Below are 26,839 nucleotides of genomic sequence, written 5' to 3' on the forward strand. Positions count from 1 at the left end.
CCCCGAGCCGGTAGAGCGCGAGCGTCAGCACGACGGCCGACACGCCGGATCCGCAACTCGTCACGATCGGTGTGTCGAGCTTGACGCCGGCGCCGGTGAAGGCCTTGCGCAGCTCGTCAAGCGGCTTCATCTCGCCGGTCGCAGCGTCGAACAGGCCGGCGTAGGGTACGTTGCGTGCGCCGGGAATGTGACCCGAGCGGATGCCCGGCCGCGGCTCTGCCGCGCGGCCCTCGAAGCGCTCCGCCGGACGCGCGTCGATCACCTGCTCGGCACGGCTTTCGACGTTGGCGACCAGCTGCTCCATGCTACGCACGCGCTTCGGATCATAGCTCGCCTTGAACGTTGCGGGTTTCGGCTTCACGTCGCCGCTCTCCACGGCACGCCCCTCGGCGCGCCACTTCTTCAGCCCGCCATTGAGGATGCGCACATTGCCGTGGCCATAGGACAGGAACATCCACCACGCACGCGGCGCTGCGACCCAGCCGCCGGCATCGTAGATGACGACGGTATCGGCATTGGAGATGCCGAGATTACCGACGTCGCTGCCGAACTGCTCGGCGCTCGGAAACATGTGCGGCAGCGGATTGGAATGGTCCGACACCGCGTCGACGTCGAAGAACACCGCGCCCGGCAGATGCGCGGCGAGGTAGTCGTCCTTCGGCAGCGGCAGCACACCCGGCAGCTTGAAGGTAGCGTCGAGCACCTTCACGTTGGCGTCGTTGATGTGGTCGGCAAGCCATTCGGTGGAGACGAGGGGGTCGGCTGTGGTCATTCGCTATTTCCTTGTCATTCCGGGGCGTGCGCAGCACGAACCCGGAATCCATCGTGTGGCAGTGTTAGTGGGTGAATGGATTCCGGGCTCGCGACTTCGTGGCGCCCCGGAATGACGGATGAGAGAGCGAAAGCGCCCCTCACCCCTTCTTCTTCGGCTCCCACTTCTCCGTCGGACCGCCGGCGTCGCGCCAGGCGGCGTAGCCGCCGGCGATGTGGGCGACAGGCTTGAGGCCCATGTCCTGCGCGGTCTTGGCGGCGAGCACGGAGCGCAAGCCGCCGGCGCAGTGGAAGACGAACTTCTTGTCCTCCTGGAAGATCGGCTTTGCATAAGGGCTCAGCGGATCGATCCAGAATTCAAGCATGCCGCGCGTGCAGGCGAACGCGCCGGGGATACGGCCGTCGCGCTCGATCTCTCGGGGGTCGCGGATGTCGACGATGACGACGTCGCCGTTCTTGGAGATCTCGATGGCGTCCTTGGCGGACAGCGTCTCGATCTCGGCATTGGCCTCGTCGATCAGTGCCTTGATGCCGCGGGTGATGGTCTGGGGCATGTGCTTCTCCCTCTTGTTACGCCGCCATTCGCAGGCGATCTGCTGGAGGCGGAGGTTACCTCTCCCGCCTGCGGGAGAGGTCGACGCGCTCGAAGAGCGCGGCGGGTGAGGGCTCTCTCCTCTTGGGGAGCGTCGCTTGTGGAGAGACCCTCTCCCCCCTCCCCCGCAAGCGGGGGAGGGAGCGCAGTCCCGTCGCCGATCGAGCCAGACTAATGATACATCAGTGCGTCAACTCCTTCATCGCACCTTCCAGACCCTCGATGGTGATCGGGAACATGCGGTTGGCGAAGATACGGCGGATGATGGTGGTCGATTCCGAATAGTCCCAGTGCTTCTGCTGCACCGGATTGAGCCACACCGCATGCGGATAGGTGCGGATGATGCGCTCCAGCCAGACCGAGCCCGGCTCCTCGTTGACATGCTCGACCGAGCCGCCCGGCACCATGATCTCGTAAGGCGACATCGAGGCGTCGCCGACGAACACGACCTTGTAGTCGTGCGGGTATTTGTGCAGCACGTCCCAGGTCGGCGTGCGGTCGGTGAAGCGGCGCTTGTTCTGCTTCCACACGCCTTCATAGAGGCAATTGTGGAAGTAGAAATACTCCATGTGCTTGAACTCGCTCTTCGCCGCCGAGAACAGCTCCTCGACCTGCTCGATATGCGAATCCATCGAGCCGCCGATATCGAAGAACACCAGCAGCTTGACCGCATTGCGCCGCTCTGGCCGCATGACGACGTCGAGATAGCCGTGATTGGCGGTCTCGCGGATCGTGTTGTCGAGATCGAGCTCGTCGGGCGCGCCGGTGCGGGCAAACTTGCGCAGGCGGCGCAGCGCCACTTTGATGTTGCGAATGCCGAGCTCGACATTGCCGTCGAGATCCTTGAATTCGCGCTTGTCCCACACCTTCACGGCTCGGTTGTTGCGGTTCTTCTCCTGGCCGATGCGGACGCCTTCCGGATTGTAGCCATAGGCGCCGAACGACGAGGTGCCGGCGGTGCCGATCCACTTGCTGCCGCCCTGGTGGCGGCCCTTCTGCTCCTCGAGGCGCTTCTTCAAGGTCTCCATGAGCTTATCCCAGCCCATGGCCTCGATCTGCTTCTTCTCTTCCTCGGTGAGGTATTTCTCCGCGAGCTTCTTCAGCCACTCCTCGGGGATCTCCGCCTTCTCCATGGCGTCGAGCAGGCTTTCGAGCCCCTTGAACACCGTGCCGAAGACGCGGTCGAACTTGTCGAGGTTGCGCTCGTCCTTCACCAGCGCCGAGCGCGACAGGTAATAGAAGTTCTCGACCGTGTAGTCCGCGAGGTCGGCGTCGAGCGCCTCCATCAGCGTGAGGTATTCGCGCAGCGTCACGGGGACCTGCGCATCGCGCAATGAGGTGAAGAATTGCAGGAACATGAGTGACAGATTGCCCGTCGGGTGGCTTCCGTCAAGGGGCGGCCCACCTCTCCCGGAGGGAGAGGTCGGCGCGCAGCGCCGGGTGAGGGGTTTCGCTCTCTCGTGGGACCTGAGCCCCCTCACCCGATTTGCGCTGGACGATGCTTCGCATCGCCAGGGGCAAATCGACCTCTCCCCATCGAGGAGAGGTGAACCGAGTTCGTGCGCGGAACAATTCAACATGGACCGGGAGGCTTTTTGCTCTAGAATTGGGCCGCTTGAGGCTTGGTTTTGGGGATCTTTGTCATGGGAATCATCGCAGCGCTGATCATCGGCGCGATCGCCGGCTGGCTCGCCGGGAAAATTGTCCACGGGGCGGGATTTGGCCTCATCGGCAACATCGTGGTCGGCATCATCGGCGCGCTGGTCGCGAGCTGGGTGCTGCCCCAACTGCATATCGAGCTTGCCATCGGCACGCTCGGCGCCATCGTGGATGCCACGATCGGCGCGGTGATTGTGCTCGTCATCCTTTCGCTGATAAAACGGGTCTGAAAGCTTGACCGAACCTGGGAACGGCCGCTTCGAGCGGCCGTTCCTTTTGTCGGGACGAGGCCAGCGCCTCGCGCCGACGACCAACAAGGACGCGCAATGAAATTTACCGGCACCAAGGACTATGTTGCGACCGATGATCTCAAGGTCGCTGTCAATGCCGCGATCGTGCTGGAGCGCCCGCTCCTGGTGAAGGGCGAGCCGGGCACCGGCAAGACGGTGCTGGCCGAGGAAGTGGCGAAGGCACTGAACGCGCCACTGCTGACCTGGCACATCAAGTCCACCACCAAGGCGCAGCAGGGCCTCTACGAATACGATGCGGTGTCGCGCCTGCGCGACAGCCAGCTCGGCGATAGCAGAGTGTCCGACATCAAGAACTACATCAAGCGCGGCAAGCTGTGGGAAGCCTTCACCGCCGAGCAACGCCCCGTGCTCTTGATCGACGAGATCGACAAGGCCGACATCGAGTTTCCGAACGACCTGCTGCTCGAGCTCGACCGCATGGAATTCCATGTCTACGAGACCGGCGAGACGATCAAGGCGAAGCAGCGCCCGATCATGATGATCACCTCCAACAACGAGAAGGAGCTGCCGGACGCTTTCCTGCGCCGCTGCTTCTTCCACTACATCAAGTTCCCCGATGCCGACACGATGGGCCGGATCGTCGACGTCCACTTCCCCGGCATCAAAAAGCGCCTCGTCGAAGAAGCGCTGCGCATCTTCTTCGAGGTGCGCGAGGTGCCCGGCCTGAAGAAGAAGCCCTCGACCTCCGAGCTGCTCGACTGGCTGAAGCTGCTGCTCAACGAAGACATGAGCGTCGAGCAGCTCCGCGAGCGCGACCCGCGCAAGCTGATCCCGCCGCTGCACGGCGCGCTGCTCAAGAACGAGCAGGACGTGCATCTGTTCGAGCGGCTGGCGTTCTTGAGCCGAAGGGAAGTGTAGGCGAGCTCTCGCACGTCGGCACACCGCCGCCGCCCTAACCAACGGCGTCATGCCCCGCGAAGGCGGGGCATCCAGTACGCCGCGGCCTCTCGATTCAATCACAACCGCCTCTGGAATACTGGATCGCCCGGTCAAGCCGGGCGATGACAACGAGTGTGTGGTTGGCACCTGCCTCCACCTCGTCATTGCGAGCGCAGCGAAGCAATCCAGAATCCCTCCGCGGCAAGACTCTGGATTGCTTCGCTACGCTCGCAATGACAGAGCAAGCGGCATCGCCGCCGTCCTCCAACCCGCAACTCCGATCGCAGACATACATCCGCATCCTCGCGGCTCATCTCGCCCGAGCTTTGCTGCAATTCCGCACCCTCTCCAAGCAGAGGGCGCAGGGAAGGCCGGGTGCCGGCTGGCACCCACGGTCCGCTGTGCGCAGATAGCGCAAAAAGATTGCACAGCGGCATACAGGTGAAGCCCAACACACGGCCTTCCCTGCGCAGTGGTTTGACGGCTTATGCCGTGCTCTCCCGGGAGCCGAGTTCCTTCTGGCCTCCCTCGCTCTCGCGAAAGTCGCGGACACCGCGCCGGTTGACGCGAATGCCGCCTCCGCAACAGCTTGACCGTAGCAACGACGGCCAGGACCACACGGTTTTGCCGTACGCACGTCCGCTTGTTCGCCGCATTGTCTCCCGGCCTTGTCGACGTTGCCGGAAGAATGTTGGCGAGACGAACCCTCAGCGCCGCTCGTCGGCACGAAGCCTCGGGCTCACGGAGAGCAATCCGCCCTGCCCGCACTTCTCGCGCCCGACGCTGCCGCGTCCACCGCAACCCGGCCCACGTTTTCGAACGACAGGCGAACCGCCCCTCTTCCCCGGGCCGGGCTGTTTCGAATTATGCCGCAATTCCGAATTTCGGTAAAGTGGAATATTTTTGTGGGGCGGGATTGACGGGGCGATGGGGTGTTTTGCCCGACGGGACACTTCATATGCAGCCGCAACTCGTAGCCCGGATGGAGCGAAGCGAAATCCGGGGAATGGCGTGCAGACCGATGCAATCACCCCGGATTGCGCTGCGCTCCATCCGGGCTACGGGACTGCTAGTGCGGCAACGCCGCAACTCCGCGAAGCACCCTCAATGCTTCAAGCTCGACACCCACTCAATGGTCGGCAGCGCCGTCCCGACGAACACGCCGATCGAAATCGCCTTCCGAAGTGGCGTGCTCCAGGGGAACCATCTCGCTCCACCCATGAAATACATTGCCGTCCAGACACCGGCAAACAGGGTCCAATCCCGCCACCCCGCGCGCAGCAGCAAGGCAATCGGGATTGCGGTGCAGAGAAAGACGAGGGCGCAGATGGCGAGTTGGCCGATGGATTGCTGCTCACCGTCGGCTGGGGGCGTTTGCATCGATTCCATGTTCAACTTGTAGCAAGAATCGTAGGGTGGGTTAGCGGAAGGCGTAACCCACCTCTTTGGTTTCCGCATCAAGAGAAGCGGTGGGTTACGCTTCGCTAACCCACCCAACGAAGATCATCCATCCTCACGCCACTGCAGCGTCCGGGATGCGTGCCGCTTCCATCGGCTGCTTGCCGCGGATCAGGTCCGAGGCGCGGTCGGCGATCATCATGGTCGATGCATTCAAATTCGCCGAGATCATGCGCGGCATGACGGAGGCATCGATGACGCGCAGGCCTTCGAGGCCGTGAACGCGGAGCTGGTCGTCGACCACGGCCCAGGTGGAATCCGCCGGGCCCATGCGGCAGGTGCAGCCGGGGTGGAAGGTGGTGGTGCCGCGCTCGGTGGCGGCGTGCAAAAATTCGTCGTCGGTGTTGACGTTGGGACCGGGGAAATCCTCGTAGGCGTAGTAGGGCGAGAGCGGCGCGGACTTCAAAAGGCGCCGCGCGAGCTTCATGCCGCCGACGATGACGCGGCGGTCGAGCTCGGCGTCGAGATAGTTGGTCTGGATGATCGGCGGCGCGAAGGGATCGCTGGAGCGAATGCGGACATAGCCGCGGCTTTCGGGGCGCTGCTGCCAGGAGGCGACCGTCATGCCGGGCTCGTCTTCGAGCTGGCCCTGCACGCCCTCCTTGTAGGATGCGGGCGTGAAGGTGAGCTGAAGGTCGGAGCTTTCCGCGCTCTCGCCGGAATGCCAGAAGCAATAGACCATGGTCGGCGACAGCGAGAGCAGGCCGCGGCGCGTGGTGGCCCATTTCAGCGCCTCGACCCAGAGCGACAAGCCGCGGCGGAGCTCGTTGATGGTCTTGATGTCCTTCACGCGCGCAACGGTGCGCGGCGCGTAGTGGTCCTGCAGGCCTTCGCCGACCGGTAGCGCATGACGCACCTTGATGCCGTGGGCCTGCAACAAGTCCGGCGAGCCGACGCCGGAGAGCTGAAGCAGCTGCGGCGAATTATAGGTGCCGCCGGAGAGGATCACTTCCTTGTTGGCGCGCACCTCGACCGGCGTACCGCCGCGGCCGCCCTTCATGTAGCGCACGCCGACCGCGCGCTTGCCCTCGAAGATGATCTCGGTCGCGTGCGCGTGCGTATGTACATGCACGTTCGGTCGCTTCATCGCGGGCTTGAGGAACGCCGTCGAACCGGACACGCGCAGGCCGTTGTTGATGGTACGCTGGCAGTAGGAGACGCCTTCCTGCGTCTTGCCGTTGTAGTCGGGATTGCGGGGAATGCCGAGCGAGACGGCGCCTTCCATGAAGGCTTCGCAGAGCGGATCGCGCCAGTCCATCGTCGTGACGGTGAGGTTGCCCTCGCGGCCGCGATAGAGCGCCTCGCCCTCGCCGACCCGCTTCTCCAGGCGCTTGAAGTAAGGCAGCACGTCGGCGTAACCCCAGCCGCGATTGCCCATCTGCGCCCAGATGTCGAAATCCATCCGCTGGCCGCGGTTGTAGATGTGGCCGTTGATCGAGGACGAGCCGCCGAGCGTCTTGCCGCGCGGCGCATAGATGCTGCGCCCGCCGGTCCAGGGCCCCGGCTCCTGCTGATAGGCCCAGTTGATGCTCTTCATATGGAAGGTTTTGATGAAGCCCGCCGGCAGATGGATGTAGGGGTGCCAGTCGCTTGGCCCAGCCTCGAGCACGCAGACGCTGGTGTTGGGGTCTTCGCTGAGCCGGCTCGTGAGCACGCAGCCGGCCGAACCCGCGCCGACGATGACATAATCAAATCTATCCATGTTCTCGGCCGCCTTAACGCTCAATTGAATTGGCTGAACTGTTGCCGCGCTCGCGATCACCTCTCCCCATCGGGGAGAGGTCGATTTGCGCCTTGCGATGCGCAGCATCGTCAAGAGCAAATCGGGTGAGGGGACTCAGGTCCCACGAGAGGCAGCTCCCCTCACCCGGCGCTCCGCGCCGACCTCTCCCTCTGGGAGAGGTGATCGAAATCGCGGCAAACTCTGTCTGACTGCAACGCATTCTTGCTAGCGCGGCTTGTCGTTGAGTTGATAGTTCAAATGCGCCTGCACCGTCGGCCATTCCGCGGCCGTGATGCTGTAAACCACGGTGTCGCGCAGCGTGCCGTTGGGCGCAATCTGGTGGCTGCGCAAGATGCCGTCCTGCTTCGCACCCAAACGTTCGATCGCGCGGCGGCTCTGGTGGTTGAAGAAATGCGTGCGGAACTCGACCGCAATGCAGTTCAGCGTCTCGAAGGCATGCCGGAGCAGCAGCAGCTTGCATTGCGTGTTGAGCGGCCCGCGCTGCGCGCTCTTCGCATACCAGGTCGAGCCGATCTCGACGCGGCGGTTGGCGGCATCGATATTCATGTAGGTCGTCATGCCGACGATCTTGCCGGCAGCGTCGAACACGGTGAAGGGCAGCATGGAGCCGGCGGCCTGAAGACCGAGACGACGGTCGATCTCCTTGCCCATGTTCTCCGGCAGAGGAATCGCGGTGTACCAGAGGTTTGAGAGCTCGCCGTCCTTCACGGCCTCCACCAGCCCCTCGCGATGCTGATGCGACAACGGCTCGAGACGGGCGTGCTGTCCGCGCAGGGTGGTGGGATCGGGCCAGGGCATGGATGTCTACTCCAGGAAAAATCACCGGTCATTCCGGGGCGACGCGAAGCGTCGAGCCCGGAATCCATTCAACCGCAAACTCTGCGGCCCAATGGATTCCGGGCCTGCGTGCTCACGCACGCATCCCCATTGCGCGAGTGCGCAATGTGGAATGACGAAGGAATGTATCGGCACATCTTGTACATTCACTTGTTCAAAAAGTTCAACGGCAATCCGCCGCGCGGCCAGTCCATGGCGATCAGTTCGCCCTTGCCCGACAGCGTGATGTAGGCGGTCTTCAGCTCGGCGCCGCCGAAGGCGATGTTGGTGGTGACGCGGTCGCCGGTCGGGACCTGCTCGACCAGGGTGCCATCAGGCGCGATCACCGAGATGCAGCCGGAGACGAGGGTCGCGACACAGACATTGCCGTTCGCCTCCACCGCGAGCGAGTCGAACATCTGGTAGCCGCCGAGGCCGCAGATCGGCTTGCCGCGCTCGCCGCGGTAGATCACGTCGCGCGGCTTGAGCGTGCCGGGCGCGGAGAGCTCGTAGGCCCAGAGCCGCCCCGTCGGCGTCTCCGCGATGTAGACGGTGTTTTCATCCGGCGAGAGCCCGATGCCGTTCGCCGGCAGCACGCCGTGCACGACCTCGACGATCTCCTTCATGCCGGGCTTGAGATAATACATGCCGCCGACGTCCATCTCGCGGGCGCGGCGTTTTCCCAGATCGGAGAACCACAGGCCGCCCTGTTTGTCGAAGACGAGATCGTTCGGCCCACGCAGATCGTGCTCGCCGCACTTGGTGACGACGGTCTCGACCTTGCCGGATTGCAGGTCGACGCGCTGGATCGAGCCGCCGAGATAATCGTCCGGCTGCGGGCCTGGCATGATCGTGGTGCGGGTCGGGATCCAGGAGAAGCCGCCATTGTTGCAGATGTAGATCTTGCCGTCGGGCCCGAGGGCTGCGCCGTTCGGGCCGCCCGGAATCTTGGCGACGATCTCCTTGCTGCCGTCGGGATAGATGCGCGTCAGGCGCTGGCCGCGGATTTCCACCAGCACGACCGAGCCGTCCGGCATCACGACCGGCCCTTCGGGAAATTCAAGGTCGGTGGCGAGAACGCGGACGTTGGACATTTTGGGACCCTCCCGGCTGCTTGTTATGGCTTGCACGGGATGTCCGGCACGGGCCCCGCAGGCAAGATTTGCCTGCGGTTATGACAAAGTCGCCAAGGCTTGCCAAGCAAGCGGGCAGGTATGCCAGCGTTGCGGAAGCCTATTCCTTCACCGGCACCCAGATCTCGAAACCACCATTGCCGGTTGCGGGATCGAACCTCTCATCATAGCGCTCGAAGTTCGGCGCGTCAGCGGCTTTCAGGCCAGACGCCGGCAGCCATTGATTCCAGATGGTGTTGACGGTGCGGCGGACCGAGGCGACGTGCTCGGCGTGGGTGAAGACCGCATAGCGCTGCTCGGGAATGCGAATGCGACCGAAGCGTCGCGGCAGGTCGGAGAAATCGGCGACCTCGACGCCGGCGATGTAGTCGAAATTGCCGGCATCATCACCATTGCAGCAGACGCCGTAGGCGACTTGATATTTTCCCTGGCCGATGCGGGCAGGAATGTCGGCAACCTCCTGGTGGAAGCGGTGCCAAAGGCTCGGGATGATTGCGCCGTTGTCGCACGCGATGCGCTCGGCGGGGCCGGCGACGAGGAAGGCCTTTGCAGTCTCGAAGCGGGGCGGTGCAAGATTGTCGAGCAGGGTGGAATCCATGAGGATCGGCTCCTGAAGCTTGAGGTCCTTGACGCACGTTGCCGCCCTCACCGCTTCGGGCGTGATGCCGAAATGGTCGCGGAACGCGCGGGTGAATGCTTCGTGCGAGCCGTAGTCCGCCTCCAGCGCCAGCGACAGGATATCGGGTGCGCCTTTCGCAAGCAGACGCGCAGCCTCCGTCAGCCGCCGCGCGCGCACGTAGCGCATCACCGGAAGTCCGGTGGCTGCGGCAAACGCGCGCACCAAGTGGAACCGCGACACACCGCCGACCGCAGCGATCTCGTCGAGCGTCATCGGCTCGGCAAGATGGCTCTCGATGTACCAGAGCGCACGCTGGGCTGGGTTCACGGTGCTTTGGCCCTCGTTCGAAGCGTGGCCATGATGCGCGGATTACCGCCCGCTTCGCTTGATCGGCGTTGCTGTTCTGCAAGAGGATAGCGCCGTAACAGCCACTGGCAACGTCCGCCTGTTCATGTCTACACTCAAGACCTTCCCTAGAACCGCTCACGAGAAAGCAGGAGGAACCGCGTCATGGAGATCACCGATGTGCGGGCGCACCATATCCGCATTCCCTATGACGCCGGTGTCGCCAGCTTTCGCCAAGGCGCCTCCGCGATCACCGCCCTCGACATGGTGGTCGTCGAGGTCACGACCGACGCCGGGCTGACCGGCTGGGGCGATGCCTTCGCCTATGTCTGTCCCCGCACCACGCGCAGCGCCGTCGAGGAGATGATCGCGCCGCAGGCGCGCGGGCTGAAAGTTCCTGATGCGGCCGGCATTCCCGCGGTCATGGAGCAGATCCAGCGCAACCTGCATCTGTTCGGTCGCTACGGCATCACCATGTTCGCGATCTCCGGGCTCGACATCGCATTGTGGGACCTTGCTGCGAAGATCAAGGGGGTGCCGGTGCATCGCCTGCTCGGAGAGGTCAGGCGCACGGCCATTCCCGCTTATGCGAGCCTGTTGCGGATCGGCTCGCCCGACAACATCGCCGCCGAATGCAGGAAGGCGCTCGCGCTCGGCTATGGCGCCATCAAGCTGCACGAAACCACGACGCCGGCAGTCTTTGCCGCGCGCGAGGCGATCGGCCCGGGCGTTCCGCTGATGGTCGACATGAACTGCCCGCTCACCGGCGAACAGGCGATCGCGTTCGCGAAGGCATGTCGGGACGCGCAACCGATGTTCCTGGAGGAGCCGGTCTGGCCGCCGGAGGACTTTACCACGCTCGCCGAGGTGCGCAGCAAGGGCGGGCTCGCCATCGCCGCAGGCGAAAATGCCTGCACCGAATATCAATTCCGCCAGATGATGACGGCGGGCGCGGTGAGCCACGCCCAGCCATCGGTGATCAAGGTCGGCGGCATCACGGAATTTCTGAAAGTCGCGGCGGTGGCCGATGAGCTCGGCGTCAAGATTGTCCCGCATTCCCCGTATTTCGGTCCGGGGCTTCTGGCGACGCTGCATCTCCTGGCGCTGCGCGACGACGGGCTCGTCGAGATGTTCTACCTGAAGCGCGACGCCTGCCTCTGGGGAGGTCGCGCCGATGTCGATGCCACCGGCCATGTCGTGGTGCCGACCGGTCCGGGGCTCGGTTACGAGCCCGATCGTGGCGTGATGGAGCGATATCGCGTCACGTGATCGCCGAGCCGGCGCCCTTATTTCGTCGCGTCCTTATTTCCTTCCTTGGCCACCGGCTGCGCGTCCTTCGCAGGAGGCGCATCCTGCTTCTTGATCACATCCTCCGCCATCTTCGCCTGCGCGGCCTGGAGATCGCCGAGCGTTTTCTGCAATCCGGCAACGGTGGTCTTCAGCGCGTCGATCTGCCGGTTGGCCGCATCGAGCTTCTGCTGATGATCGAGATTGAGCTTGGTGATCGTCTTCTGGAGAAAGTCGACGTTGCTCTGCAGGCAGCTCGTGCGCCGCTCCATGGTCTTCTCGACCGTGCAGATCTCGATGCCGGGCACGTCCTGCGCGCGGACCTGTGCCGGCGCCAATGTTGCGAGCAGCAACATTGCGAAACAAATGGCAGCACTCCTGCACGACATGCGGGTTCCCTATCAAATTGATCACGGCAATGTGCGCAGAACGCGCCCACGCCGCTGAGGCTACCACACTGGTACCGCATTCTCGCGTTGAGCTTGGCGTGCTCCCTCGGACGGGGAGCGATGATCTGCGCGCGGCGAGATGTGGGCCCTCTCTCCGCGGCTTTCTTTAGGGGAGACTTTTTGAATGGCAACGCGCGAAAGACGTTTGGCGGAATTCAATGGCGCCGGAGAACCACCGCCTGGCATGCCGGTCGAGGTGCTGTGCGAGGATCACAGCGGAACGTACCAGCTCCCGTTCGCATGCCGCTACGTCGGAGGCCGCTGGCAGAACGACGAGGCCGGCATCGCGCTCGAAGCAACCGTCATCGGCTGGCGCCTGCCGCGCGTGAAGCAGACCGCCTGACGGCCCGCATCTGTCTCAAAATGCAACGGCGCCGCACGCCGCTTTAACCTCCGGAACGCGGCCCGAACGAATCACGTCCGAATCAGCCGAGAGGTTCCGTACGCACCTGTTCACGGCTAGATGTCGCTAGATCCCTGCGCGCGCGTACCATATCTGCGAGACGCGCGCGCGGGCACAGCCGGCATCCGGCGTACAAAAGTTAACTGCTTCAATTGCACAGCCGTCGATGGCGGACGGTGGCCGCAGGCCGGCGCGCCGCTCTCAAAACAGGCAGGGCCGCGCGAGGCCTGCCTAATATTCGACCTCGAGCTCCTCGATCTCGGCCGGCTCCTCCCGGGCTGCGGCGATCCATTCCTGCATCTCGTCCATGGCCATGATGGTGTCGGCATAGGCCTTCAGCCGTGGCTCGAGCTTGACGTCATAGGTCATGAAGCGCGTCACCACGGGGGCGTACATCGCATCGGCCATGGTGCGCTTTTCGCCGAACAGGAAGGGGCCGCCCGACTTCTCCAGGCAGTCGCGCCAGATGAACCAGACCCGGTCGATGTCGGCCTGCGCCCGCGACCAGATCTTGAAGCCGGGAAAATGCCCCTTGAGATTGACCGGCAGCGAGGCACGCAGCGTCGTGAAGCCGGAATGGATTTCACCGCAGATCGAGCGGCAATGCGCGCGCTGGATGCGGTCGGCCGGCAGTAGCCCGGCGTCCGGCATGATCTCGTTGAGATATTCGGCGATCGCCAGCGTATCCCAGATGGTGGCGTCCTCGTGCCGCAGACACGGCACAAGGATCGACGACGACAGCAGGAGAATTTCGGCGCGCGCGGAAGGGTCGTCGGGCGCAGTGACGATCTCCTCGAAATCGAGCCCGGAGAACTTCGCCAGCAGCCAGCCACGCAGCGACCAGGACGAGTAGTTCTTGCTGCTGATCGTCAGTGTCGCCTTCGCCATATGGCCCTTCCCTCGCTTAACGAGACCGCCACGCCGTCCCGCGGGTGCCCATTGCTTGTGCTCTCCGTGCAATCAGCAGCAAGCAACGTGCCAGTTTTGAGGGCGGCCTGCCCCGGATCTGGCGTCGATATTGCATAGCAGCACGGGACAGGTGGGCACCTCAGTATGATGTCGATGTTTTATCAGGCCTTTCAGAACCACATGGACCTGACCGAGCCATGGCGGGCGGGGGCCTCTTCTGCGCTCAAATATCTGAACCTGGTTCCGCAGGGCATGTCGGACCAGATCGTCGGCCGGCTGGCCGCGGCGCTCGAGCTGATCTCGCGCTCCACCCTCACCTATCACCGCCCGGCCTATGGCATCGACCGCGTGACGGTGGGCAATCGCGAAGTCGCCGTCACCGAGGAGATCGCCTACGCCACGCCGTTCGGCTCGCTGCTGCATTTCAGGAAGGAAGACGTGCCCGAGCAGCCGCGCATGCTGCTGGTGGCGCCGATGTCCGGTCATTTCTCCACGCTCTTGCGCGGCACCGTGAAGACACTGCTCCAGGATCACGACGTGTACATCACCGACTGGCACAATCCGCGCGACATTCCGCGCAGCGACGGCCGCTTCGGTCTCGACGACTACACCGAGCATCTCATAGACTTCCTCGGACAGCTCGGTCCGCGCCCGCACATGGTCGCGATCTGCCAGCCGTCGGTCTCGGCGCTCGCGGCCGCCGCGATCATGTGCGAGGACAATCACCCCTCGCGCCCCGCGACGCTGACGCTGATGGCAGGACCGATCGACACGCGGGTGCAGCCGACGAAGGTGAACGAGTTCGCCAAGAGCAAGCCGATCACCTGGTTCGAGCGCAACCTGATCAACTACGTGCCGATGCAGTGCCGCGGCGCGTTCCGGAAAGTCTATCCGGGCTTTGTGCAGCTCACCGCCTTCGTCTCGATGAATCTCGAGCGCCACATCAAGCAGCATCTCGATCTCGCCAACCACATCGCCAAGGGCGAGAAGGACAAGGCCGCGACGATCAAGACGTTCTACGACGAATATTTCGCGGTGATGGATCTACCGGCCGAGTTCTACATCGAGACCGTGCGTGATGTGTTCCAGGAGCATCTCCTGCCGCAGGGCAGACTGATGCATCGCGGACGCATGGTGAACCCCACGGCGATCAGCCGCATGGGGCTGATGACGGTCGAGGGCGAGAAGGATGACATCTGCTCGATCGGCCAGACGCTTGCTGCGCAAGACCTCTGCACCGGCGTGCGCGCCTATCGCCGCGTCCATCACATGCAGGCCGGCGTCGGCCATTACGGCGTGTTCTCCGGAAAGCGCTGGAACAACGAGATCTATCCGCTCTTACGGGATTTCGTGCACGTCAATTCGTGACGTTCAGATCGGACGGGACTGTCTGCGAACCTCGTCCGCAATAGGCCTCAACGATTCAGGAGCGGCACGGCCCATCAGACTGTACCCCAGTCCGTCGTCGGCCCAAGCAAAGCCTCCGACGTCGCCCTGCGATTGAGGCGTCATGGGCGCGTTCTGATCCGCGCTGCTCATCGCCCGGATCAGCACGACGATCCGGCTGCCGTGGTCGTCGTCATACATGAACATGGCGGCCGGACCGTGCGAGCTGGCGACAATGCGCCCTCCCATCAACCGATAGCCTGACGTGGTCAGATCCGGCGCCTTCACCGGCCGGTGCAGCCGGTCGGAGACCCATTGCACGAGCTCGGCGCTGTCGGAAGCGCGAACCTCGACGGGCCGGACGCGATCCGGTGCGTAAACGCTATAGGAAGCCGCCGCTTCCTGACCGAGCGCAGCCAGTCCGCCCGGCGAACCCTGCAGCGCACCACGCATGGACCAGCCGCCAATGCCGCCGATGCTCAACAGCACCAGCGCCGCCGCGGCCCAGCGGACGAAGGAAGGGCGTCGAGCCCGCTGCTCGATGATGCGCTTCAAATTTAGCTCCGCCGGCAACGGCTCCTCGGCGATAGGCGCGAGCGCCGCGCGCAACCCCTCGCGCTGATCGGTGAACGCGGCCACGCGCTTGGCAACCTCCGGATGATCATTCAGATAAGCGGCGACCTGTGCCTGCCGCTCCGGCTCGAGGACCCGATCTACATAGCCATGGAGATCATCTTCCGTGATCGGACGATGGCTCATTCTCTTGCGCTCCGGATTGACACGATATTGCTTGCCTCGCCGTTCGAGGGACCTTCAAGCTCCTGCTGCAGCCGTTCGCGCGCGCGGGACAGCCGCGACATCACCGTACCCACGGGAACGCCGAGCACTTTCGCGGCATCCGCGTAGGACAGGTCCTCGACGCCCACGAGCAGCAGCACCGCCTGCTGATCCTTGGGGAGTCTCGCGAGCTTGTTCAGAACATCCCGGTACATCAGCTTCTGGTCCTGAGCGGCGGCCTCGCTGAAATCGTCCTCATTGCTCTCATCGATCGGAACGTGGCTGCCGCGCGCCGCCGATTGGCGAAACTGACTGATGGCGAGGTTATGCAGTATCGTGAATAGCCACGCGCGGACGCTGCCATCCCGCCGCTGGTGCCAGTGGCTGACCGCGCGTTCCAGGCAATCCTGGACCAGATCGTCGGCGGTTGCACGATCGCGGACGAGCGAGCGTGCGTAGCGGCGAAGCGCCGGGATCAGCGGCTCGACCTGAACCAGCATGTCCTGCATCGTGCGCTCCGCCTGCTCTCCGCTGTCGTTCGAATGAACGTCATCGGGTCTCGATCTGGACCGGCTCGCCTGGCATGGCCGCTTCACCTGACGCAATGACCAGGTAGCGCTTGTACAGCTTGGATGTCTGATCGACGATCTGCCGGATCGGGCCTGCGGCATTGACGATAGCAGATCCGGCCGGATTGGTCATGAAGGCAGCCAGCGGCTGCAACGGGCCGCTGCCGTCCGCGTGCTCGGCCAGCGCCAGCACATATTTCTGCTTGGGCTGAAGCCCCGTGACCGAGGCCTGCAGGATCTGGATCAGGCCCTGATCGAACAGCGACACGCTGGTCGGCGCCTTACCACCCTCTGGTCTTTCCTTCGGCGCCAGCGCAAGGTGCGCGACCTGGCCGGCGACGCCGAGGGTCTGCAGGTTCTGGCGCTCATCGGGATCGGGCGCAGCATTCGGCACATAGGCGATCGCCTGCGGCGCCTGGCCGATCGGCACATTGGCAATCACCTTGTTGGTCGCGGAATCGATCGCGGCCAGCGCATCGGCGTTCTCCAATCCGACATAGACACGCGTGCCATCGCCCGAAGGCCAGACGCCGTGCGGAAGATTGCCGACCGGGATGGTTGCGACTTGCGAGAAGTCATCCGTGCGGAACACCTTGACCTCGTTCAGCCCGCCCACGGTGACATAGGCGAAGGTTCCCTTGGCCGTATGGGCAAAGTTCACATGATTGGTGATCGGTCCGGTGTCGATCGTCTTGATCGGGTTGAACGGCGGCCTGGCATCGAACACCTGGGTCTTGCCGGTGTCCTTGAGCGTGAACCACACCTGGTCGCCCTCCGGCGTTACGGCGATGTTCGGACAGAACGGGCTTTCCTGCTTCACCCTCGCGATGATCTTGTGCTCGGCCACCGAGACGACGTCGGTCTCGGGATTGAAGGACGAACAGATATAACCGTACTTGCCGTCCGGCGAGAACATCTGCATGCCCGGACCATTTGGCGTCGTGATGCGGGTCTTCTCCTCAAAGCTTCCGGGATCGAGCACGGAGATGTAGTTCTCGCCGCGCACCGTGACCCACACTTCCTTGCCGTCGGGGGTGAAGAACGCCTCGTGCGGCGAGCGGCCGATATAGGTCGTGTGCTTCACTGCATTGGTCGCCGTGTCGATGAAGGTCACCGAATTCGAGCCGATCGAAACCACCACGAGAGTGTGGTGGTCGGGCGAATAGCCCATGCCGTGGACGAGCACTTGGCCCTTGTAGAGCGGGCTGAAATTGCCGGGCTGCGGATCACCGAGCCTGATCACACCGAGCAGTCTGTTGTCGACAGGATCCGTCACCGAGACCGTATTCGAGAACTGCTCGGCCGCGTAGACACGGTCATGATGGCTGATCGGGACATCGGGCGATGCAAGCGCGCCAGGCGCCTGGCCTGCCCATGCAGCGCCACTGGTCGCCAGCATCGTGGCCGCCAGGAAAAGTGTCTTCCATATCTTCATGTTTGGCTCCTACCGCTTCATTCCGGCGGACATGTCCATCTGCATGCCCGGATGGTGATCGTGCGCCGACGGGACGATCTGCGGCTGGGTCGGCGCGGGGGTGGTATCGGTCGCGGGCTCGCCGATCGCGAGCTTCATGGCTGCGATCTCCTGCATCTGGTCGACGATGATCTCTTGCGCGATCCGCCGAAGCTGCTCGTTCTTGCCGTAGCGCAGTTCAATCACGGCCATGTCGATGGCGCCCTGATGATGCGGGTTCATCATGGCGACGAAGTCGCGATCGATGTCGCCGGTCGGCTTCGCCGCCATGTCGTTCATCATCTTGGTCATGGCCGCATCGTTCTCTTTGAGGAATGCGCTCTCATCGGCATTGAGCGCCGCCGACTGGCTTTCGTGAGCAAGGAGCAGCGATGGGACTGCAAAGGCGAGCAGCAGCCCCGCGCCGAATGCGGCTGTGGCGAGACCCAGTCGCCGAACCTTGTCAGCAAGCGTCATGAGCTTGCGAAACGTTGACCTGTGCATTCTGAACTCCTCGGGTGTTGTATTGAGGGTGGGACGTCTCGCAACGCTTGTCATTCCGTCGCACCGCTTCAAGATTTTTGCCGTCTACGATCGTGGTCATCCCAGCAGCAGGGACGAGAGCGGATCATCGACCTGGTTTTGGGGTTGCTGCCTGCACGCGTGCGGCGCAAAACTGGGGTCCATCCAGTGAATTTGCGCGTGCGACCGCTCCAGCGCCTTGGCATGGTCCTGCCTGGGGGTGGCCGCGAGGGCGGCGGGAGCGCTAAGCACGAACGCGCCAAATGCCAATGTCGTGAAGACGAGAACAGCACATCCCGATTTTCCAACACTCATTTCGATTCTCCGCTTTTTGCATCGTGTGGCAAACGGCCAGCTAGGCCTTTGGCAACGCCGAAGCGCGTTGCTTGAGGATAGGACGTGCCGGGGCGCGTCCTATTCCATCGGCGCACGCAGAAATTCCCGGGCGACGGGTCGCGGGCTCAAAAAAAGCAGGCGTTACAAATGCTAAGGGATCGCCGGGAAATCCGATCACATCAACGTCAGCGCTGCCGGCGGCGCAAACCCGCCGTCGGAAGAGATGGCGAACGTGAAGTCTTGTTCCCTTGCCAGTGCAATTTCGTGCACGTCAATTCGTGCGGCGCGCTACGCCTTCGCGCGTCAGGCCGACCACTCCTCGCCCCAGAGCTGGACGACATGGCCCGGCGTGACCTCGCGATACTGCCGGACGGGCGGTTGATAATCAGGCGCGCGCACGGGACTTCTGATCTCGTCGTTCGAGGCTTGGCGCCTGGCGCCGCGGCGTGCGGGGTCAGGGACCGGCACCGCGGCCATCAACTTCTTCGTATAGGGATGCTGCGGATTGCTGAACACCGACGCGCGCGGGCCGATCTCGACGATCTCGCCGAGATACATCACCGCGACGCGATGGCTCATGCGTTCGACGACCGCGATGTCGTGGGAAATGAAGAGATAGGCGAGGCCCATGCTCGCCTGAAGGTCGAGCATCAGATTGACGACCTGGGCCTTGACCGAGACGTCGAGCGCGGAGACCGCCTCGTCGGCGACGATCAGCCTCGGCCCGAGCGCCAGCGCGCGGGCGATGCAGATGCGCTGGCGCTGGCCGCCGGAGAATTCGTGCGGAAAGCGCGCGGCCATGTCCGCGGTCAGGCCGACGCGAACGAGGAGGTCGGCGACCTTGTCACGGGCCTGCGATGCGGATGCGAGCCCGTTGGCGTGGAGCGGCGCGGCGATCGCCGCTCCCACCGACATGCGCGGATTGAGGCTTGCGAACGGATCCTGGAACACGATCTGCATCTGCTTGCGACAGTCGCGCAAGGTGCGGTCATCCATGCCGAGAACATCCCGGCCGTCGAGCAAAACGGTCCCCCTGTCCGGCGCGACCAGCTTGAGGATCGAGCGGCCCGTCGTCGACTTGCCACAGCCGGACTCGCCGACCAGCGCCAGCGTTTCGCCGGCGCGCAAGGTGAAGGAGATGTTCTCGACCGCGTGGACACGGCCCGAGACCTTGCCGAACAATCCTGAGCGGATCGGAAAACGCGTGGTGAGGTTGGACACTTCGAGCAGCGGCCGCTCGGCGGTCGAGACCGTATCAGGCGTATCTGTCGGCTCGTCCGAGGTCCCCGTCACCTTGTCGACGATCGGAAAGCGCATCGGCCGCGGACGACCGTCCATCGAGCCGAGACGCGGCACGGCCGCGAGCAGCGCGCGGGTATAGGGATGCGACGGCGCGGCGAAGATCGCAGCGGTCGCGTCGGTCTCCACCGCCTGCCCGCCATACATCACCACGGTGCGGTCCGCGATCTCGGCGACCACACCCATGTCGTGGGTGATGAAGAGGATGGACATCCCCTCCTCTTCCTGGAGCTCCTTCAGAAGCATGAGGATCTGGGCCTGGATCGTCACGTCGAGCGCGGTGGTCGGCTCGTCGGCGATCAGGAGCTTGGGCTTGCAGGCCAGCGCCATCGCGATCATCACGCGCTGGCGCATGCCGCCGGAGAAGCGGTGGGGATGTTCGTGAAAGCGTGATCTCGCCGCGGGGATGCGAACGCGATCGAGCAGGCGGACGGTCTCGGCCTCCGCTGCCGCGCGCGACAGGCCGCGGTGGTAGATTAGCGCCTCGGCGATCTGAAAGCCGATGGTGAGCACCGGATTGAGGCTCGTCATCGGCTCCTGGAAGATCATGGCAACTTCGTTGCCACGAATATCCTTCATGCTCGGCTCGGGCAGCGTCAGGAGATCGCGGCCCGCCAGCGTGACGCGGCCCTCGATGCGGCCGCTCTCCTGCGGGATCAGCCGCATGATGGACAGCGCGGTGACGCTCTTGCCCGAACCGGACTCGCCCACGATCGCCACGGTTTCCCTGGCGGCAACGTCGAACGATACGTTACGGACGACGGGAATCCATTGCCGCTCGCGCATGAAGGACGTGGTCAGGCCTGCAACCGAGAGCACGGGCGCATGCGCTTCGGCGAGCCGCCTCGCGCCAGCGACGACTTGCTCGGATCCACTTGCGCCGATGCTCATGCGACGAACCTAGAGCTTTGCGAGATCAAGCTTGATCGTGCCGCGGTGAAGGCACGCCCCCTCTCCCGCTTGCGGGGGAGGGCTGGGGTGGGGGTGCATCCGCAATGAACACTCCCAAAGTGGAGAGAGCCCCACCCGGCGCTTCGCGCCGACCTCCCCCGCAAGCGGGAGAGGTGAAGCGAACCCGTGGCGAGATCGAGGTTACCAGCACCATCACGCCCTCAGTAGCCGCGCGCACGGTCGACACGCCCCGGCAGATCTTCGCCGCGGCGGTGGCGTCCGATGATTTCGAGCACGAAATCGACGGCCGTATCCGGCGTCGTCATGCTGGCATTGTGCGGCGTGAGAAGGATGCGTGGGTGGCTCCAAAAGGGATGGCCTGCAGGAAGCGGCTCGGGTTCGGCGACATCGAGAACGGCGCCGCACAGCGCGCCGCTGTCGAGCGCCGCGAGGAAATCGGCTTCGATGAGATGCCCGCCGCGCCCGACATTGACGAGCGCGGCGCCGCGCGGCAGGCGCGCAAACAGGTCCGCGTTCAGGATGCCGCGCGTCTCATCGGTCAGCGGCAGCAGGCAGACGAGGATATCGGTGTTGCCAAGGAATTCCGGCAAGGTGTCCGTGCCCGCGTAGCAGGCAACGCCTTCGATTTCGCGCGGTGAGCGATTCCAGCCCGCGAGCGGGAAGCCGAACGCCTTGAGGCGTTCGAGCACGGCCTGGCCGAGCTGGCCGAGCCCCATCACGCCGACGCGGCGACGCGCCGCCGGCGTGATCCGGATTTCGCGCCAGACCTGCTCTCTCTGCTGGGCGATGAAACGCAGGAGATCGCGATGCAAGCCAAGCACGGCCATGGTGACGTATTCGACCATGGTTTCGGCGATGCCGGGCTCCAGCATGCGGACGAGCGGAATGTGCGGAGGAAGCATTGAGACGTCGAACTGATCGACGCCAGCGCCGACCGAGAAAACGAGCTCGAGATTGGGGAAAGTCGCCGCGATGTCATCCGGCGGCACCCACGCCACCAGATAGCGCACCTCGGCGGGATCGCCGATGTCAGGCCAGAGCCGGAACGGCAGGTTCGGTGCGCGCTCCGCGAAGAAGCGCGCCCACTCCGCACCGCGAACCATGTTGGCCTTGTAGAGAACTGTCATGCCACAGCTCTGCTCTCAGAACGGGCTGACCGGCGCGAGCCGCCGGCCATCGATCATGCGCTTGTGGCTGTAGGCCGCAGGATCGACCAGCGGCGTCGAGCCCGTCACGATGTCGGCGGCAAGCTTGCCGGCCGCCGGTCCGATGCCGAAGCCGTGGCCGGAGAAGCCGGTCGCCAGGAAGAAGCCCGGCAGGGCATCGACGGGCGAGATCACCGGAATGGTGTCGGGCGTGCAGTCGATCGTGCCGCCCCAGGCTTCCGCGATCTCGATGTCCTTCAATTCAGGGTTCGACTTGATCAGCGCGGCGAGCGCCGAATTGACCAGCGACATGTCCGGCTCAGGGTCGCGCACGCGCTCCGCCTCGAACGGCGACGGCTTGTCAAAGCTCCAGCTCGTACCGCGCACGATCTGATCGAAGAAGGACTTGCCGAACGACAGCTTCAGCCCGTTGCGGCGATGCAGGTACGTCGGCCAGAAGGTTTTCGCATAGCGAAAGAGATCAGGCGACAGTTCGACCGTGCCGCGGTTGCGCAGCGCCAGCGTGAAGCCGCCGTCGAGGCGGCGGCGGATGCAGTAGAAGTCGGTGCCGAGCGCGCCCGATGTGATCTCCGGGCCCGGCGTGGTCCGACAGGCGGTGGCGTTGACGAGACCGATCGGCAGCTCGATGCCGTGGCGACGGCAAAACAGCGACGACCACGCGCCGCCTGAGAGCAGCACGGACTGGGTACGAATGGTGCCCTTCTCGGTGACGACGGCGCTCACCCGTCCGCCTTGCGTCTCGAGCCCGCGCGCGGCGCAGCCCTGGTGAATGCTGACGCCGTGCTTGCGCGCAGCGGTGGCGAGCGCAGGCACGGCCATCGACGGTTCGGCGCGTCCGTCGCTCGGCGTGTGCAGGCCGCCGACCCACTTGTCGGCATTGCCGGGCATGCGCTCGGCGATCTCGGCCGGCGTCAGGATGGTGGAATGAACCTGCTGCTCGCGCGCGATCGCCGCCCATCTTTCCCAGCCGGCGAGTTCGTCCTTGCTCTTGGTCAGGAACAGGACGCCGGTGCGGCGGAAGCCGGCGTCGACACCGGCGTCATTCTGCATGTCCTCCCACAGGCGCAGCGCCTCGCGGGCCAGCGGGATTTCCTCGCGGGCGCGGCCCTGCTGACGGCACCAGCCCCAGTTGCGGCTCGACTGCTCGCCGCCGACATGCCCCTTCTCGACGAGGGCCACGGAATGGCCCTTCTTCGCCAGATGATAGGCCGCGGAGACGCCAATGACGCCGCCGCCGATGACGACGACGTCCACCTGCGCTGGCAGGCGCTCATCGCTGGCTATACGGTTGAGCGGCGGGGACATGGGGCACTCCTGGTATTCAGTTCGATCGGGGCAAGTCTGATCGTCATGGGATGTTCATCCGCGGATCGAGCGCGTCGCGTAAGCCATCGCCGAGGAAGTTGAAGCTCGTCACGGCAAGCGTGATGGCAACGCCCGGCGCAATCGCAAGCCAGGGCGCGCTGGTGAGATAGATCTGCGCGTTGTTGAGCATGTTGCCCCAGCTCGCGGCCGGCGGCTGGATGCCGTAGCCGAGATAGCTGACATAGGATTCCAACAGGATCGCCTTGGCGACGTTCAGCGTCGCGGCCACCACGATCGGCGCGATCGCATTGGGCACGAGCTCACGGAACATGATCCGCAGGTTCGACGAACCGAAGGCGAGCGCCGCGACCGCGAATTCGCGCTCGCGCAGCGAGCGGACCTGGGCCTCGACGACGCGGGCAACGCCCATCCATGCGGTGGCCGCGATCAGCACGGTGGTGGTGATGAGGCCGGGCTCGGTGAGCGCCGCGAGCGCCAGCAGGAGGAAGATGGTCGGAAAGCACAGCACGGCATCGACGAGCCGCATCAGCACCGCACCGACAACGCCGCCATAGAAGCCGGCGAAGGCCCCGACCACGATGCCGACCGCCATCGCAATGACCATCGCGACGATGCCGATCGACAGCGACACGCGTCCGCCCATCATCAGCCGCGCCATCACGTCGCGGCCGAGCTCGTCCGTGCCGAGGATATGCGCGCCCGACAGCGGCGGCGCGAACCGCTTCAGGATGTCGATATAGGTGTCGTCGAACGGCAGGAGATAAGGGCCCAACGCCGAACCGAGAACAAGGACCAGAATGATCACGGCGCCCGCGAGCGCGAGGCGATGCCGGCGGAAGCGCCGCCAGGCGGCCTGGCCGGGCGCGAGCTGAACGGTGGACAGGGCTGCGGTCGTCATCGCTAGCCCACCCGAATTCGCGGATCGACGACGGCATAGAGGATGTCGGCGAGCAGCGAGCCGATCAGCACCATCGTCGCCGAGAACATCAGGATGCCCATCACCACCGGATAGTCGCGATAGCCGATGGAATCGAGAAACAACCGCCCCATGCCGGGCCAGGTGAACACGGTCTCGGCAACCAGCGCGCCGCCGAGCACCGTCGGAAACTGCAGGCCCGCGACCGTGATCATCGGCAGCAGCGCATTGCGCAAGGCGTGCAGCGTCAGGATGCGCCATTCCGGCATGCCCTTGGCCCGCGCGGTGCGGATGTAGTCCTGGTTGATGACTTCGAGCATCGAGGAGCGCATGAAGCGCCCCCACATCGCGGTTTCGACCAGCGCCAGCACCAGCGCCGGCGCAATCAGGTGATGCAGGAGGTCGAGCAGCGAGCCGTCGCCGACGGTCTCGCGGTTGCCGGCCGGCAGCCAGCCGAGCTTCACCGAGAAGACGTAGATCATGACGAGCCCGAACCAGAAGGTCGGGATCGACAATGCGATCATGGCCCCGACGGTCGCCAAGCTATCGAACAGCGAATAGCGGCGCAGCGCGCCGAGAATGCCGATCCAGCAGCCGAGCAGAGCCGCGATGATGGTTGCCGTCGCCATCAGTTCGAGAGTGGCGCCGAGATGCGAGCCGATGACGGACAGCACCGCTTCGCCGTCGCGGTAGGAGCGACCCCAGTCTCCCCTGACCATGCGGCCGAACCAGTCGAGATACTGGATCGGCAGCGGACGATCGAGCCCGAGCTGCTTCGTGACACGATCGAGATCCTCCTGCGTCATCTGCGCGGAGGCCGCGTATTGCGAGAGCGGACCGCCGGGCGCCAGATGCAGGATGGCAAAGCCGATCGCGGAGACGATCACCAACAGCATGATCGCCTGCCCGAGGCGATTGATGACGTAACGAGCCATCTCAGGCGATCCCGCGGGCCGGACGCATCAGGTCCAGTACCATTCGCGGATGTTCCAGCAGTTGATGGAGGTGTTGATGTTGGGACGGAAGCCCTGGAGCCCTTCCTTCACGCCCTCGGCGATGAAGCCCTGGAACAACGGCAGGATCGCGAGGTCGTTGCGGATGAGCTTTTGCAGGTCGCCATAGGTCGCCTTGCGCTGCGCCAGGTCGAACTGCCTGGCACCCTCGGCAAGAAGACGATCGGCCTCGGGGCTCCGGTACTGATAGGTGTTGTAGCCGCGTCCGCCCTTGGCGGGGATGGCGCCGGAGCCGAAGCGCGGCGTCACGTCGGGATCGCTGCCGAGCATGAAGTTCACGGACACCAGCACCGAATTGAACTTTGACTGCTGCCAGAAGTCGCCCCAGATCACGGCTGCCGGCATGTTGTTGACGCGCATCGCCGCGCCGATCGCACGCCAGTCCTGGATCAGGAGCTGCTGGGTCTGCTCGCGCACGGCATTGCCAGATGTCGTCGAGTTGGTGAATTCGAGCTTGACGCCGCCCTTCTCGCGGACGCCGCCGGAGCCGCGAACCCAACCTGCGGCATCGAGCAGCGCATTGGCTTTCGCGGGATCGTATTTGTGTTGCGGCAAGCCCTGCTGGAACGACCAGGCCTGCTGCGGCACGAAACTCTCGGTCTGCGTCGGCAGGCCGTAATAGAGCGCATCGACGATCGCCTGCTTGTTGATGGCGAGGTAGAGTGCCTCACGCACGGCGCGGTCAGCGAAGGGACCGAACTCCAGATTGGGCGCGATATGCTCCACCGAGGACGTCGCAGAGACGAAGATCTTGCGGCCCTTCAGCGTCTTCGCCTCCTGCACGAAGTTCGGCAAGACGCCTTGCAGGCCGGTGTAGTCGACCTGGCCGGTGCGGAACTGCGTGTAGAGGACGGTGAGGTCCGGGATGTATTTGAAGACCACGCGCTCGAGGTAAGGTCCCTTGCCGTGATAGCCGGCATGGGCATTCAGGAGGATGTGGTCGCCCGGCACGCGCTCGCCCCAGCGGAACGGTCCGGTCCCGACCGGCGCGTTGTGGAACGGCGAGGAGTTCGGATCGGACACCTTCTCCAGGATATGCTTGGGCACGATGAAGGTCAGCGATCCCAGGATCGACATGTAAGGCGAATAGGGAGCTTCCATTCGCCAGTGAATCTCGTCGGGCGCGACGACCTTGATGTCCTTCACAAGGCTGTGGCCGACGCGACTACGCGCTCGGAAATCGGGATTGTTGATCAGCTCGAGCGAGAACTTCACGTCGTCCGCCGTGAACGGCGTGCCGTCGTGCCACTTCACGTCGCTGCGCAGCTTGATCTTCCAGGTGAGGCCGTCGGCGGACAGACCGCCATTCTCGACGGTCGGGACTTCGCGCGCGAGGTCGGGGATGAACTTGCCATCGGGATCGATGAACCAGAGCGGCGAGAACACCTGCCACCAGATGCCCTGATCGACCTCGATGCCCGGCATCAGAGGATGAAAGACGGTCGGCTCCTGCGACAGCGCCGCAATCACCTGCCCGCGTGGCTTGTCCGGCGGATTGGTCGGACGCTCAACTTGCGCAAAGGCTGAGCCTGAAAGGCTCAATCCCGCCGCGGCACCCGCGCCGAGCTGAATGAATCGGCGGCGGCTCGGCGCGCCGAAGCGCAGCGCTAGAACGCCGAATCGGCCAGTTTCATCTGCCATGACCATTCTCCCCGCGCATGGGCACCTTTTCCCGCTCCCCGAAACCCGGCAAAGGGAACAGGATTGGGCTTTAGCGCTCTTAAATATTTCGACGGAAATTTCATCATGGCTAAATACAGCTGTCAATCACATTGCTAGTATGCGCGAC

At 64.2% G+C, this 26,839-nt stretch carries 26 protein-coding genes; 5 read left to right on the forward strand and 21 right to left on the reverse strand.

Annotated features, from left to right (window positions below):
- The 3 genes from sseA to AYJ54_RS08035 form a co-directional block, all read right to left on the reverse strand.
- Positions 1-772: 3-mercaptopyruvate sulfurtransferase (gene sseA, locus AYJ54_RS08025; RefSeq protein ID WP_063698298.1), on the reverse strand; the 772-nt coding region annotated here is incomplete at its 3' end.
- A 139-nt stretch (positions 773-911) separates the two neighbouring features.
- Entirely contained in the window at positions 912-1,325 is a 414-nt protein-coding gene (locus AYJ54_RS08030) for a rhodanese-like domain-containing protein (protein ID WP_063698143.1), read from the reverse strand.
- A gap of 220 nt (positions 1,326-1,545) precedes the next feature.
- Positions 1,546-2,721 carry a vWA domain-containing protein gene (locus AYJ54_RS08035; protein WP_063698144.1) on the reverse strand — a complete coding sequence of 392 codons (1,176 nt, stop codon included), beginning with the start codon at positions 2,719-2,721 and terminating at the stop codon, positions 1,546-1,548.
- Positions 2,722-3,006: 285 nt separating this feature from the next.
- On the opposite strand from AYJ54_RS08035, the gene AYJ54_RS08040 reads away from it, so the two are divergent.
- Together AYJ54_RS08040 and AYJ54_RS08045 are read left to right on the forward strand one after the other, a co-directional pair.
- Complete coding sequence (locus AYJ54_RS08040) at positions 3,007-3,252, forward strand: GlsB/YeaQ/YmgE family stress response membrane protein (protein WP_063698145.1); 246 nt, start codon at positions 3,007-3,009, stop codon at positions 3,250-3,252.
- A 96-nt stretch (positions 3,253-3,348) separates the two neighbouring features.
- Entirely contained in the window at positions 3,349-4,191 is an 843-nt protein-coding gene (locus tag AYJ54_RS08045) for an AAA family ATPase (RefSeq protein WP_063698146.1), read from the forward strand.
- 1,125 nt (positions 4,192-5,316) lie between these two features.
- On the opposite strand, the gene AYJ54_RS08050 is transcribed toward AYJ54_RS08045, so the two are convergent.
- The 5 genes from AYJ54_RS08050 to AYJ54_RS08070 form a co-directional block, all read right to left on the reverse strand.
- A complete protein-coding gene (locus AYJ54_RS08050) occupies positions 5,317-5,601 on the reverse strand; it encodes a hypothetical protein (RefSeq protein WP_063698147.1) in 285 nt (94 codons plus the stop codon).
- 124 nt (positions 5,602-5,725) lie between these two features.
- A complete protein-coding gene (locus tag AYJ54_RS08055) occupies positions 5,726-7,372 on the reverse strand; it encodes a GMC family oxidoreductase (protein ID WP_063698148.1) in 1,647 nt (548 codons plus the stop codon).
- Between the two features lie 246 nt (positions 7,373-7,618).
- A complete protein-coding gene (locus tag AYJ54_RS08060; protein ID WP_063698149.1) occupies positions 7,619-8,212 on the reverse strand; it encodes a GNAT family N-acetyltransferase in 594 nt (197 codons plus the stop codon).
- 185 nt (positions 8,213-8,397) lie between these two features.
- On the reverse strand, positions 8,398-9,324 hold the full coding sequence (locus AYJ54_RS08065) for an SMP-30/gluconolactonase/LRE family protein (protein ID WP_063698150.1): 927 nt from the start codon (positions 9,322-9,324) through the stop codon (positions 8,398-8,400).
- Between the two features lie 139 nt (positions 9,325-9,463).
- Positions 9,464-10,309 (reverse strand): AraC family transcriptional regulator, encoded by an 846-nt coding sequence (locus AYJ54_RS08070; protein WP_063698151.1) that lies wholly within the window; start codon positions 10,307-10,309, stop codon positions 9,464-9,466.
- Between the two features lie 183 nt (positions 10,310-10,492).
- Here AYJ54_RS08070 and AYJ54_RS08075 point away from each other — a divergent pair, with 183 nt between their 5' ends.
- Positions 10,493-11,596 carry a mandelate racemase/muconate lactonizing enzyme family protein gene (locus AYJ54_RS08075; RefSeq protein ID WP_063698152.1) on the forward strand — a complete coding sequence of 368 codons (1,104 nt, stop codon included), beginning with the start codon at positions 10,493-10,495 and terminating at the stop codon, positions 11,594-11,596.
- Between the two features lie 17 nt (positions 11,597-11,613).
- On the opposite strand, the gene AYJ54_RS08080 is transcribed toward AYJ54_RS08075, so the two are convergent.
- Positions 11,614-12,003, reverse strand: a complete 390-nt coding sequence (locus AYJ54_RS08080; protein WP_063698153.1) for a hypothetical protein — start codon at positions 12,001-12,003, stop codon at positions 11,614-11,616.
- Between the two features lie 184 nt (positions 12,004-12,187).
- On the opposite strand from AYJ54_RS08080, the gene AYJ54_RS08085 reads away from it, so the two are divergent.
- Positions 12,188-12,406, forward strand: coding sequence for a hypothetical protein (locus AYJ54_RS08085; RefSeq protein ID WP_063698154.1), 219 nt, complete (start codon positions 12,188-12,190; stop codon positions 12,404-12,406).
- Between the two features lie 291 nt (positions 12,407-12,697).
- Here the strand turns inward: AYJ54_RS08085 and AYJ54_RS08090 are convergent, their stop codons facing one another.
- Entirely contained in the window at positions 12,698-13,354 is a 657-nt protein-coding gene (locus tag AYJ54_RS08090; RefSeq protein ID WP_063698155.1) for a glutathione S-transferase family protein, read from the reverse strand.
- A 165-nt stretch (positions 13,355-13,519) separates the two neighbouring features.
- Between AYJ54_RS08090 and AYJ54_RS08095 the strand changes: the two genes are divergently transcribed.
- A complete protein-coding gene (locus tag AYJ54_RS08095) occupies positions 13,520-14,743 on the forward strand; it encodes a polyhydroxyalkanoate depolymerase (protein ID WP_136623532.1) in 1,224 nt (407 codons plus the stop codon).
- A 3-nt stretch (positions 14,744-14,746) separates the two neighbouring features.
- On the opposite strand, the gene AYJ54_RS08100 is transcribed toward AYJ54_RS08095, so the two are convergent.
- The 11 genes from AYJ54_RS08100 to AYJ54_RS08150 form a co-directional block, all read right to left on the reverse strand.
- Positions 14,747-15,520, reverse strand: a complete 774-nt coding sequence (locus AYJ54_RS08100; RefSeq protein WP_063698156.1) for an anti-sigma factor family protein — start codon at positions 15,518-15,520, stop codon at positions 14,747-14,749.
- The gene (locus AYJ54_RS08105) at positions 15,517-16,047 is read right to left on the reverse strand and encodes an RNA polymerase sigma factor (RefSeq protein WP_063698157.1); all 531 of its coding nucleotides are present in this window, start codon (positions 16,045-16,047) and stop codon (positions 15,517-15,519) included. Before AYJ54_RS08105 ends, AYJ54_RS08100 begins: the two co-directional genes overlap by 4 nt.
- A 40-nt stretch (positions 16,048-16,087) precedes the next feature.
- Entirely contained in the window at positions 16,088-17,542 is a 1,455-nt protein-coding gene (locus tag AYJ54_RS08110) for a YncE family protein (RefSeq protein ID WP_063698158.1), read from the reverse strand.
- Between the two features lie 9 nt (positions 17,543-17,551).
- Positions 17,552-18,064 carry a DUF305 domain-containing protein gene (locus AYJ54_RS08115; protein WP_063698159.1) on the reverse strand — a complete coding sequence of 171 codons (513 nt, stop codon included), beginning with the start codon at positions 18,062-18,064 and terminating at the stop codon, positions 17,552-17,554.
- Positions 18,065-18,160: 96 nt separating this feature from the next.
- Positions 18,161-18,397, reverse strand: a complete 237-nt coding sequence (locus AYJ54_RS08120) for a hypothetical protein (protein ID WP_063698160.1) — start codon at positions 18,395-18,397, stop codon at positions 18,161-18,163.
- A 324-nt stretch (positions 18,398-18,721) separates the two neighbouring features.
- Positions 18,722-20,608 carry an ABC transporter ATP-binding protein gene (locus AYJ54_RS08125; RefSeq protein WP_136623534.1) on the reverse strand — a complete coding sequence of 629 codons (1,887 nt, stop codon included), beginning with the start codon at positions 20,606-20,608 and terminating at the stop codon, positions 18,722-18,724.
- 221 nt (positions 20,609-20,829) lie between these two features.
- Positions 20,830-21,756 carry a 2-hydroxyacid dehydrogenase gene (locus AYJ54_RS08130; RefSeq protein ID WP_063698161.1) on the reverse strand — a complete coding sequence of 309 codons (927 nt, stop codon included), beginning with the start codon at positions 21,754-21,756 and terminating at the stop codon, positions 20,830-20,832.
- 15 nt (positions 21,757-21,771) lie between these two features.
- Positions 21,772-23,100 carry an NAD(P)/FAD-dependent oxidoreductase gene (locus tag AYJ54_RS08135; protein WP_063698162.1) on the reverse strand — a complete coding sequence of 443 codons (1,329 nt, stop codon included), beginning with the start codon at positions 23,098-23,100 and terminating at the stop codon, positions 21,772-21,774.
- A 43-nt stretch (positions 23,101-23,143) separates the two neighbouring features.
- Positions 23,144-24,019, reverse strand: a complete 876-nt coding sequence (locus tag AYJ54_RS08140) for an ABC transporter permease (RefSeq protein WP_063698163.1) — start codon at positions 24,017-24,019, stop codon at positions 23,144-23,146.
- Between the two features lie 2 nt (positions 24,020-24,021).
- Complete coding sequence (locus AYJ54_RS08145; RefSeq protein ID WP_063698164.1) at positions 24,022-24,972, reverse strand: ABC transporter permease; 951 nt, start codon at positions 24,970-24,972, stop codon at positions 24,022-24,024.
- Between the two features lie 27 nt (positions 24,973-24,999).
- Complete coding sequence (locus tag AYJ54_RS08150) at positions 25,000-26,691, reverse strand: peptide ABC transporter substrate-binding protein (RefSeq protein ID WP_063698304.1); 1,692 nt, start codon at positions 26,689-26,691, stop codon at positions 25,000-25,002.
- Positions 26,692-26,839 lie beyond the last annotated feature (148 nt).

This window comes from Bradyrhizobium centrolobii (genome assembly GCF_001641635.1).
GTDB lineage: Bacteria > Pseudomonadota > Alphaproteobacteria > Rhizobiales > Xanthobacteraceae > Bradyrhizobium > Bradyrhizobium centrolobii.

What these genes read in the sequence shown, in the direction of transcription:
- AYJ54_RS08030 (WP_063698143.1), bottom strand. Translation starts at nt 1,325, where the DNA reads ATGCCCCAGACCATCACCCGCGGCATCAAGGCACTGATCGACGAGGCC.
- AYJ54_RS08035 (WP_063698144.1), bottom strand. Translation starts at nt 2,721, where the DNA reads ATGTTCCTGCAATTCTTCACCTCATTGCGCGATGCGCAGGTCCCCGTG.
- AYJ54_RS08040 (WP_063698145.1), top strand. Translation starts at nt 3,007, where the DNA reads ATGGGAATCATCGCAGCGCTGATCATCGGCGCGATCGCCGGCTGGCTC.
- AYJ54_RS08045 (WP_063698146.1), top strand. Translation starts at nt 3,349, where the DNA reads ATGAAATTTACCGGCACCAAGGACTATGTTGCGACCGATGATCTCAAG.
- AYJ54_RS08050 (WP_063698147.1), bottom strand. Translation starts at nt 5,601, where the DNA reads ATGGAATCGATGCAAACGCCCCCAGCCGACGGTGAGCAGCAATCCATC.
- AYJ54_RS08055 (WP_063698148.1), bottom strand. Translation starts at nt 7,372, where the DNA reads ATGGATAGATTTGATTATGTCATCGTCGGCGCGGGTTCGGCCGGCTGC.
- AYJ54_RS08060 (WP_063698149.1), bottom strand. Translation starts at nt 8,212, where the DNA reads ATGCCCTGGCCCGATCCCACCACCCTGCGCGGACAGCACGCCCGTCTC.
- AYJ54_RS08065 (WP_063698150.1), bottom strand. Translation starts at nt 9,324, where the DNA reads ATGTCCAACGTCCGCGTTCTCGCCACCGACCTTGAATTTCCCGAAGGG.
- AYJ54_RS08075 (WP_063698152.1), top strand. Translation starts at nt 10,493, where the DNA reads ATGGAGATCACCGATGTGCGGGCGCACCATATCCGCATTCCCTATGAC.
- AYJ54_RS08080 (WP_063698153.1), bottom strand. Translation starts at nt 12,003, where the DNA reads ATGTCGTGCAGGAGTGCTGCCATTTGTTTCGCAATGTTGCTGCTCGCA.
- AYJ54_RS08085 (WP_063698154.1), top strand. Translation starts at nt 12,188, where the DNA reads ATGGCAACGCGCGAAAGACGTTTGGCGGAATTCAATGGCGCCGGAGAA.
- AYJ54_RS08090 (WP_063698155.1), bottom strand. Translation starts at nt 13,354, where the DNA reads ATGGCGAAGGCGACACTGACGATCAGCAGCAAGAACTACTCGTCCTGG.
- AYJ54_RS08095 (WP_136623532.1), top strand. Translation starts at nt 13,520, where the DNA reads ATGATGTCGATGTTTTATCAGGCCTTTCAGAACCACATGGACCTGACC.
- AYJ54_RS08100 (WP_063698156.1), bottom strand. Translation starts at nt 15,520, where the DNA reads ATGAGCCATCGTCCGATCACGGAAGATGATCTCCATGGCTATGTAGAT.
- AYJ54_RS08105 (WP_063698157.1), bottom strand. Translation starts at nt 16,047, where the DNA reads ATGCAGGACATGCTGGTTCAGGTCGAGCCGCTGATCCCGGCGCTTCGC.
- AYJ54_RS08110 (WP_063698158.1), bottom strand. Translation starts at nt 17,542, where the DNA reads ATGAAGATATGGAAGACACTTTTCCTGGCGGCCACGATGCTGGCGACC.
- AYJ54_RS08115 (WP_063698159.1), bottom strand. Translation starts at nt 18,064, where the DNA reads ATGCACAGGTCAACGTTTCGCAAGCTCATGACGCTTGCTGACAAGGTT.
- AYJ54_RS08120 (WP_063698160.1), bottom strand. Translation starts at nt 18,397, where the DNA reads ATGAGTGTTGGAAAATCGGGATGTGCTGTTCTCGTCTTCACGACATTG.
- AYJ54_RS08125 (WP_136623534.1), bottom strand. Translation starts at nt 20,608, where the DNA reads ATGAGCATCGGCGCAAGTGGATCCGAGCAAGTCGTCGCTGGCGCGAGG.
- AYJ54_RS08130 (WP_063698161.1), bottom strand. Translation starts at nt 21,756, where the DNA reads ATGACAGTTCTCTACAAGGCCAACATGGTTCGCGGTGCGGAGTGGGCG.
- AYJ54_RS08135 (WP_063698162.1), bottom strand. Translation starts at nt 23,100, where the DNA reads ATGTCCCCGCCGCTCAACCGTATAGCCAGCGATGAGCGCCTGCCAGCG.
- AYJ54_RS08140 (WP_063698163.1), bottom strand. Translation starts at nt 24,019, where the DNA reads ATGACGACCGCAGCCCTGTCCACCGTTCAGCTCGCGCCCGGCCAGGCC.
- AYJ54_RS08145 (WP_063698164.1), bottom strand. Translation starts at nt 24,972, where the DNA reads ATGGCTCGTTACGTCATCAATCGCCTCGGGCAGGCGATCATGCTGTTG.
- AYJ54_RS08150 (WP_063698304.1), bottom strand. Translation starts at nt 26,691, where the DNA reads ATGGCAGATGAAACTGGCCGATTCGGCGTTCTAGCGCTGCGCTTCGGC.